This window comes from Pantoea sp. ME81 (genome assembly GCF_903970985.1).
GTDB classification, from domain to species: domain Bacteria; phylum Pseudomonadota; class Gammaproteobacteria; order Enterobacterales; family Enterobacteriaceae; genus Pantoea; species Pantoea communis.
The window spans coordinates 1-7,270 of record NZ_CAJCKS010000211.1 but is presented as its reverse complement, the minus strand read 5'-3'; the positions used below and the strand labels follow the sequence as shown (position 1 = coordinate 7,270).

Annotated in this window: 9 protein-coding genes and 1 pseudogene; 7 read left to right on the top strand and 3 right to left on the bottom strand. The window is 50.5% G+C overall.

Going from position 1 to position 7,270, the window contains the following annotated elements:
- The first annotated feature begins 183 nt into the window (after positions 1-183).
- The 3 genes from H7A81_RS24190 to H7A81_RS24180 are packed head-to-tail and all read left to right on the top strand — an operon-like array spanning position 184 to position 3,203.
- Entirely contained in the window at positions 184-1,095 is a 912-nt protein-coding gene (locus H7A81_RS24190; protein WP_182058966.1) for a DUF1932 domain-containing protein, read from the top strand.
- Positions 1,082-1,783: an RraA family protein gene (locus H7A81_RS24185; protein ID WP_182058965.1), complete on the top strand. Its 702-nt coding sequence runs from the start codon at positions 1,082-1,084 to the stop codon at positions 1,781-1,783. The genes H7A81_RS24190 and H7A81_RS24185 overlap by 14 nt, the downstream gene beginning before the upstream one ends.
- A gap of 55 nt (positions 1,784-1,838) precedes the next feature.
- Complete coding sequence (locus H7A81_RS24180) at positions 1,839-3,203, top strand: CitMHS family transporter (protein WP_182058964.1); 1,365 nt, start codon at positions 1,839-1,841, stop codon at positions 3,201-3,203.
- A 158-nt stretch (positions 3,204-3,361) separates the two neighbouring features.
- On the opposite strand, the gene H7A81_RS24175 is transcribed toward H7A81_RS24180, so the two are convergent.
- Positions 3,362-3,826 (bottom strand): Lrp/AsnC family transcriptional regulator, encoded by a 465-nt coding sequence (locus H7A81_RS24175; protein WP_182058963.1) that lies wholly within the window; start codon positions 3,824-3,826, stop codon positions 3,362-3,364.
- 159 nt (positions 3,827-3,985) lie between these two features.
- Here H7A81_RS24175 and H7A81_RS24170 point away from each other — a divergent pair, with 159 nt between their 5' ends.
- Entirely contained in the window at positions 3,986-4,408 is a 423-nt protein-coding gene (locus H7A81_RS24170; protein ID WP_034829808.1) for a DUF2000 domain-containing protein, read from the top strand.
- Here H7A81_RS24170 and H7A81_RS24165 read toward each other — a convergent pair.
- Positions 4,405-5,307, bottom strand: a complete 903-nt coding sequence (locus H7A81_RS24165) for an AraC family transcriptional regulator (protein WP_160867675.1) — start codon at positions 5,305-5,307, stop codon at positions 4,405-4,407. The genes H7A81_RS24170 and H7A81_RS24165 overlap by 4 nt on opposite strands.
- A 104-nt stretch (positions 5,308-5,411) precedes the next feature.
- Between H7A81_RS24165 and H7A81_RS24160 the strand changes: the two genes are divergently transcribed.
- The 3 genes from H7A81_RS24160 (at position 5,412) to H7A81_RS24150 (ending at position 7,091) form a co-directional block, all read left to right on the top strand.
- Positions 5,412-6,158 carry an SDR family oxidoreductase gene (locus H7A81_RS24160; protein ID WP_182058962.1) on the top strand — a complete coding sequence of 249 codons (747 nt, stop codon included), beginning with the start codon at positions 5,412-5,414 and terminating at the stop codon, positions 6,156-6,158.
- Positions 6,159-6,244: 86 nt separating this feature from the next.
- Entirely contained in the window at positions 6,245-6,709 is a 465-nt protein-coding gene (locus H7A81_RS24155) for a GNAT family N-acetyltransferase (RefSeq protein WP_182058961.1), read from the top strand.
- 10 nt (positions 6,710-6,719) lie between these two features.
- Positions 6,720-7,091: a RidA family protein gene (locus tag H7A81_RS24150; protein WP_160834509.1), complete on the top strand. Its 372-nt coding sequence runs from the start codon at positions 6,720-6,722 to the stop codon at positions 7,089-7,091.
- Here H7A81_RS24150 and H7A81_RS24145 read toward each other — a convergent pair.
- A pseudogene (locus tag H7A81_RS24145) lies at positions 7,078-7,270 on the bottom strand (DNA mismatch repair protein MutT); the annotation flags it as partial. The gene H7A81_RS24150 and the pseudogene H7A81_RS24145 overlap by 14 nt on opposite strands.

Genomic DNA, 7,270 nt, shown 5'->3' with positions numbered 1-7,270 from the left:
TCCACGAGATCGATATGCGATCCAGGTCAACATAATTAAAACTTAATAAACACAATTATTTAACACGGTATATTGCTGAATATTCTCAATAAAAATTATCAACATGCTTTTTTCCTTTCCACTCCTCTTCTTCTGGCACGTTCCTTGCCCCATCCCCTTACTGACCACGAAAAGGAATGTTGTATGGATTTAGTATTTATTGGTTTTGGTGAAGCCGCATGGCAGATAGCAAGTGGTTTGCATAGTTCGGGCGCAAAATTGGAGATGGCAGCCTATGATGTGCAATCCAATCATCCGCTTTTCGGGCCACAGATTCAGCAACGCGCTCAAGATACGAAAGTGACACTACTGGACTCATCGGAGGATGTCAGTCGCATCAATGCGCGTTTTATTCTGTGCCTGACGAGCGCGACAAGCGCTTTGTCTATCGCAAAACAACTCATCCCACGCCTGCGTGCTAACCAGGTTTATGTTGATATGAACTCGTCCGCACCCACCGTTAAGCAAGATATTGCTGCTCTCGCAAAACAGCACGGCATTCGCTTTTGCGATGCTGCAGTAATGGGCACCGTTCCGGGCAATCAACATCGTGTCCCTATGCTGCTCGCCGGCGATGGTGCTGACAGCTTTCATGGAACTTTCGGTGTCTATGGCATGCGCCTTAGCATTCTGAATGGAGAAGCAGGAGCAGCCTCTGCTATCAAAATGCTGAAGAGTGTTGTCATGAAAGGCTTACCACAGCTCTTCATTGAAGCTTTTCAGGGTGCAGAGAAATTTGGCGTCGTAGATACCCTCGCTGCATCACTGGCTGAATCGTTGGAGGGTAAAACTATTCAGCAACTCGCCAACACCTTCACTGCCCGCACTTTTATTCATGCTGCCCGCCGCAGTGCCGAAATGCGTGATGCTTTAGCCACATTACAAGGGGTCGGCGTTAATAGCGAAATGACTGAAGCCACACAACGAAAGCTAGATTGGTTGGCTAAAGATGACTGGAAAAGCCTTCTCGGCGCGAACGGCAGCGATATGCCTTACCAGGACGCGATCCGAATACTGGTGAAACACACTAATGGAGATAATCATGACTGCTTATAAAGCCTTACCCGAACTTATCCCTCAATCATTGCTGGATCGTGCTCGCGCATTGAGCCCGGCGTTATTATGTGATGGCATGCAAAGCCTGGACATTCCACGTAACGGCTGCATGGATGCCGGTCTTAACCCACTTGATGACCGCAAAGTCATGGTCGGCACGGCATGCACGGTAGACACCGAGGATGGCGATAATTTCCCGATCCATGTCGCGATTTATCAGTCGCAGCCTGGCTATGTGCTGGTCATTGCCGGTAAAAATTATCCTGAACGCGCCTATATTGGCGATCTACTGGTGGGTGCCGCACAAGCCGTTGGACTGAGTGGCGTAGTGATGGATGGATATGTGCGCGATAAGACCGGACTTGCTGAATTGACCATCCCCGTTTATTCACGTGGCATTATGCAGCGCAGCCCCATTAAACGCGGCCCCGGAAAAATCAACACAGTAGTTCAATGTGCCGGCGTTGAAGTGGTTCCCGGTGATCTGATTGTGGGTGATTGCGATGGTGTAACGGTTATTCCTCGCGATCAGGTGGAAGCAGTTTTAACCATCGCAGAAAAAAAGGCCGCGTATGAAGATGAGAGACGCGCTGCTATTCATGAATATGCACGCTGTCGAGAAGATAATTTGCCGCTACCTAACCTCGCCCCCTCGTGGGTAACGGAATTGCTGGCAGAACAAAAGTAATTCTAAAACATCGTACCCTACACATTATAAAAAATGAAATTATGGAGACGCTTAGATGGTAACGATTCTAGGCTACGTGCTGATCGCAGCATTTCTTATCCTCGTGATAAAACAAAAACTCTCACCCTTCACTGGACTAATTGTGGTTTCACTCTGTGTGGGCGTTGTACTTTGCCTGAGCAGCGGAATCCCTTTAGATAAACTGCTCACCTGGATGAAAGAAGGGTTATTCTATTCTCAGAATGAGAGTGGGAAAATCTCATTGGGGACAGTCAATCCGACAATAATGATTCTATTTGCCGTTCTTTATTTCAGCTTAATGATGAACGTCGGCTTGTTTGATCCGCTTTGTACTTATCTCATTCGCAAAGCTAATGGTGATCCGCTGAAGATTATCCTGGTCACTGCCTTTACCTCTTCAGTCGTTACCTTAGATGGGGATGGAACCACAACTATTCTTATCATCACCACGGCTTTTATACCCCTATTTAAACAAATGGGTATGAAACTCTCCAATCTTGCCATGTTGATTATTCTGCCTTGTGGGCTGGGCAACTGCCTACCCTGGGGCGGCCCTCTGGCGCGTGCAGCCGCAGTGCTTCATCTTGAGGTCAATACCCTTTTCGTAGCCATACTGCCCATACTGGGTGTTTCATTTATTTACGTATTCTTCATGGCCTATGTCATGGGTACAAAAGAGCGTAAACGTTTAGGTTATGAAAAAGGCAAAAAAGCCATTGTCACACCTCAGCAAATCGATGACATGGTTAACGTCATTAAGAATCATGACAAAGAACTAAAACGTCCCAAACTGTTTTTATTTAACTTAATACTCACGATTGTATTATTGGTGATATTAATCATGGGATGGGCAAGTGGTGCAATGGTCTTCCTTGTCGGTACTGCATTGGCTTTAACAGTCAACTATTCGGCAGCCGATCAACGCACACGTATTATTGAAAACGGCGGGGATGCCGTCGCCGTTTCATCATTAATCATCGCTGCTGGATGTTTTCTCGGAATATTTAATGGCAGCGGTATGTCTGCAGCCGTCGCACAACATATGGCGAGTCTGATTCCAGAATCAATGGGAAGTCATACTGCACTATTGTTCTCATTTATTGGTGCGATTGCTTGTTATGCATTGCCAGTAGATGCCTATTATTTTGGTATTTTACCGGTTGTTGCACCGATTGCGCAGTCGTTTGGCATCACTCCCACTGAAATTGGCGTCGCCTCTTTTATGGGACAAGCATTACGTTATGCCAGTCCAACAGTCCCATGGCTTTTCCTGTTGATGAGCCGAACCGAGATGAGTTTTGGTGACTATCAAAAAACATTCTTTAAATGGTCAATTCCAATGTTCTTTATCTTTATTGGGATGGCCATTGTAACCGGGCAGTTACCGTTGGGAATTTAAAACATTGGGGTCGCTTCCCGTAGCGACCCCAAAAAAATGCAGACCTTCTTCAGCTGTCAGAACGCTCATTTCACCTCCGCGTTATATCGCGATCCTTGGGCACCGTTGCCATTGTTCTCTTTACGGTAACCCACTTAAACGGATAATTACCCGTAAAATCAGGGCAGTAAAGGCAACCCCGTCATCCCTTTCACTTCCTTCAACACGAACATACTCTGCATCTCTTTAATACCCGGCAATCGCCGAATCACCGACATCGCAAAGTCCGCATAGGCATCCATATCTGCCGATACCACCTGCAATAGGAAGTCTGCATCGCCGCCAATACTGTAGCAGGAGACCACATTTTCCAGCGCGGTCACTTCTGCTTCAAATTTACGCGCTTCGGCTTCGCTATGGCTGTCGATGGTGACACGCACAAACACCATTACATTCAGGCCAATCTTTCTACGATTGAGCACGGCGCGATAGCCCTGAATCACCTCATCCTCTTCCAGTTTGCGCACTTTGCGCCATGTCGGTGATGCAGAGAGGCCGATGGCATCCGCGAGATCCTGATTCGTCACACGTGCGTCCCGCTGCAAATGTTCCAGTATTTGGATATCTGTCTTGCTCAAACTCATTTTAGGTTAATCCTTTCCATTAATAGCGTTAAACAGGAATATTCATCCTTAATGAATGCTTTTTTCAATGAACTCCGCAAGCACTTTTCTCACTGCCTGCCGCATAATTTTCACCTCAGCCACCATGGCGCTTTATCTCAGTCGCTTACGGAGTTACCCATGCAATTCGATCCTCATCAACATCGCTGCACACTCATCATCGACAACCAGTTACCCACCGGGCTGGCGCTGAATGCAGCCAGCGTCATCGGCATCAGCTTTGGCAAGCTGATTGATCATATCGTCGGCCCGGATTTGCAGAGTGAAGATGGGTTCAACTATCCCGGTGTGATTTATGCTCCCCTGCCTGTGCTGCTGGCGGAAGGTGGCTATCTGCGTGAACTGCAAAAGGCAAGCAACGCGGACCCAGAGATCTTCGCGATGCCGTTTAGTGCGCTGGCGCAGTCCTGCAAAACTTACGAGGAGTACGGCGAGCGGATTGCCAGCGCCCACAGTGACCATATAGAGCTGGTTGCGATTGGTCTGATTGGCCCTAAAAAGAAAATTACGGGTTTGACGGGCAATCTTAAGCTGTTCCGCTAAATTTCCTGTTGAGCGGCAAACCATGCGGGCGGTTGCCCCACATAACGGGTGAAGGCCACACTAAACGCGCTGGCGGAACGATAGCCGACGCGTTCTGCGACATCCGCTACCGCCATATTTTTGCCACGCAGTAAATTTTTGGCCAAAGCCATGCGCCAGGTGAGCAGATAAACCATCGGCGCTACGCCCACTGCTGCGCGGAAACGCACAAAGAATGCCGAACGGGATAGCGCGGAAACTTTGGCTAATTGCGCCACAGTCCACGGATGCGCCGGGTTGGCGTGCATGTCGCGGATGGCCGCCGCCAGACGTTCGTCGGCTAAACCACTCATCACGCCAGGGTAAGCATGACAGATTGGCATCGAACGCAGCGCCTCAATCAGCAGCAGTTCCAGCAGGCGTTCTAGTACCACATGGCGAGCAGGACGCTGCGCACGACACTCATCCATCACCAGTTGTACCAGTGTGGTCAGCCGTGACTCCCCGCGAATATGAATAAATTGGGGTAACAGCGAGACGATCAATCCCGCGTCAGGCGCACCAAACTGGCAATAGCCAATCAGCGTTTGCACTTCGGCAGGCTGCTGCTGATCGCCAATCCAGAATTCACCGGGGCTAAGCATTTCGGGTAGTGTTTCAGGCGCATCGTCATCGGGTGGCTCGGCACTGCTCATGCAGAACTCCCACGCCGCTGGGATCAGGACAAAATCGCCCTGCTCAAGTGAGATGGGTTCATGCCCTTTCATCTTCAATTGACTGCGCCCAGCCAGTACCAGGCAGTAAAACGGCTGTCCGGTTTCACTGCGATTGACGCGCCAGCGACCATTGGCGCGTGCACGTTTGGAAAAGGCCGCCTGAGGTTGCAGCAGTGACACTATCTCAGCAAGGGGATCGATCATTATGGACTCCTGCAAATGAAATATGGACTTTGCATTGTAGTGAGTCCATCTCACTGACTCTATAGTGAGCATCTACCCAATGCAATGCAATGCAGGAGTGAAAGATGAAAACGATCCTTATCACCGGCTGTTCTTCTGGCTTCGGACACGCCACCGCGATCTATTTCCTGGAACGCGGCTGGAAGGTGATTGCCACTATGCGTCATCCTCGCCCCGAGCTATTCCCGACTTCGGAAAATTTACGTTTATTGCCGCTGGACGTCTCTAATGCAGAAAGCATCAAACGGGCAATCGCTGACGCAGGCGAAATCGACGTACTGGTGAACAACGCCGGGATTGGTGTGCTGACCTCACTGGAAGGCACGCCGATGTCCACGGTACGCGAAGTGTTTGAGACTAACACGCTGGGCACTATCGCCATGACGCAGGCGGTGCTGCCTCAGTTCCGCGCCAAACGCGGCGGTACGGTGATCAACGTGACGTCCACCGTGACGCTGAAATCCCTGCCGCTGCTGGCGGTGTATACCGGCAGCAAAGCCGCCGTCAATGCGTTTACCGAATCACTGGCGCTGGAGTTGCAGCCGTTTAATGTTAATGTGCGACTGGTGTTACCGGGCCTGGCACCCACCACCGATTTCGGCAAAAACGCTATGCCGCGCATGGAAGAGACCTTCCTCGAGGCTTATCAACCGATGCTGGATGGTATTATGGCAAGCATGCACCAACCGCAGCCCACCACCAAAGCCGAAGATGTCGCCGCCGCGATATGGCAAGCGGCAACCGATCCCAACGCACCGATGCGCATTCCCGCCGGGGAAGATGCGGTGGCGGTGGCCAACCAGACAACCTAAGCATAAGAACCAGGCAAATAGCCTGGTTCCTTTCGAGGTTAACGGTTATGTTGTTTGACTCCTTTGTTAGCCTTGAAGAATGATGGATGCAGATACACTGTCTGGCCCAGATGTCACATTTCCATGATGAAATTGCTGACATGCTACACCGCGAATGGTCCGAGCTACCTAACTGGCATGACCGCGATGTGATCCGCCAGCGGCTGCAATCACGCAATGCCGCTGATGCCCAAACGATGACGCTGTTTGCCACCACGCACGAAAGCGAGTTAATGGCGACCGCCAGCATCATCCATTACGAATTGAGTGATATCCCCGAGCGTGAATTTTGGCTGGGTGAAGTGATCACCGCCCGCGAACATCGCGGTAAAGGGTTGGCCAGTGCATTAGTGACCCGCCTGATTGCCGAAGCGCGAGCAAAATCGATCCCTGCACTTTGGCTGTATACACCTGACCAACAGGCCTTGTATCGCCGCTTTGGCTGGCAGGACGTGGAACAGCGAAATATCGCCGATGAGGACGTCACGGTGATGGTGTTAAAACTGGATTAAGGAGCAATCGATGTTAATACGCAAAAATTACCCGGAACTGGGCGAAGTGAAAGCGCCCTATGTGCACGCGGTGAAGCATGGCGATACCTTATATGTTTCAGGTTTAACAGCCTTTGCCACACCCGCGCAGCAAGGCGATATTGCCTCACAGGCTGAGGCTATCTTTCAGCAGTTGCACCTGATTGCGGCTTCCGAAAATACCTCGCTGAGCCATCTGATTAAAGTGACCATTTTCATCACCTCCTTTGCCCAGATTAATGATCTGCGGGCCGTACTCTTTAAGCATTATGGCGAGCATCTACCCGCCAGTTCGCTGGTGCAAATTAGCCAGCTGTTCTCACCGGATCTGAAGGTTGAGATTGAGGCGATTATCGCGCTGTAACCTGTGCGAGATGTTGCAACGCGGCTAAGCCATCGCGAGCAATCCATGTGCGCAGCGGCGCGAACAGCGGCTGCGGCAAGGCTTCAGGTGCAAACCACTGCCAGCCTTCGCACTTTTCCGGCTCCATCAACTGCGGTTCCCCCTGCGGGTGACGTGCCACCAGCAGCAAGGTGATGTAG

Excerpts from the sequence above, each read along its gene's own strand:
- H7A81_RS24190 (WP_182058966.1), top strand. The coding sequence starts at position 184 with ATGGATTTAGTATTTATTGGTTTTGGTGAAGCCGCATGGCAGATAGCA.
- H7A81_RS24185 (WP_182058965.1), top strand. The coding sequence starts at position 1,082 with ATGACTGCTTATAAAGCCTTACCCGAACTTATCCCTCAATCATTGCTG.
- H7A81_RS24180 (WP_182058964.1), top strand. The coding sequence starts at position 1,839 with ATGGTAACGATTCTAGGCTACGTGCTGATCGCAGCATTTCTTATCCTC.
- H7A81_RS24175 (WP_182058963.1), bottom strand. The coding sequence starts at position 3,826 with ATGAGTTTGAGCAAGACAGATATCCAAATACTGGAACATTTGCAGCGG.
- H7A81_RS24170 (WP_034829808.1), top strand. The coding sequence starts at position 3,986 with ATGCAATTCGATCCTCATCAACATCGCTGCACACTCATCATCGACAAC.
- H7A81_RS24165 (WP_160867675.1), bottom strand. The coding sequence starts at position 5,307 with ATGATCGATCCCCTTGCTGAGATAGTGTCACTGCTGCAACCTCAGGCG.
- H7A81_RS24160 (WP_182058962.1), top strand. The coding sequence starts at position 5,412 with ATGAAAACGATCCTTATCACCGGCTGTTCTTCTGGCTTCGGACACGCC.
- H7A81_RS24155 (WP_182058961.1), top strand. The coding sequence starts at position 6,245 with ATGCAGATACACTGTCTGGCCCAGATGTCACATTTCCATGATGAAATT.
- H7A81_RS24150 (WP_160834509.1), top strand. The coding sequence starts at position 6,720 with ATGTTAATACGCAAAAATTACCCGGAACTGGGCGAAGTGAAAGCGCCC.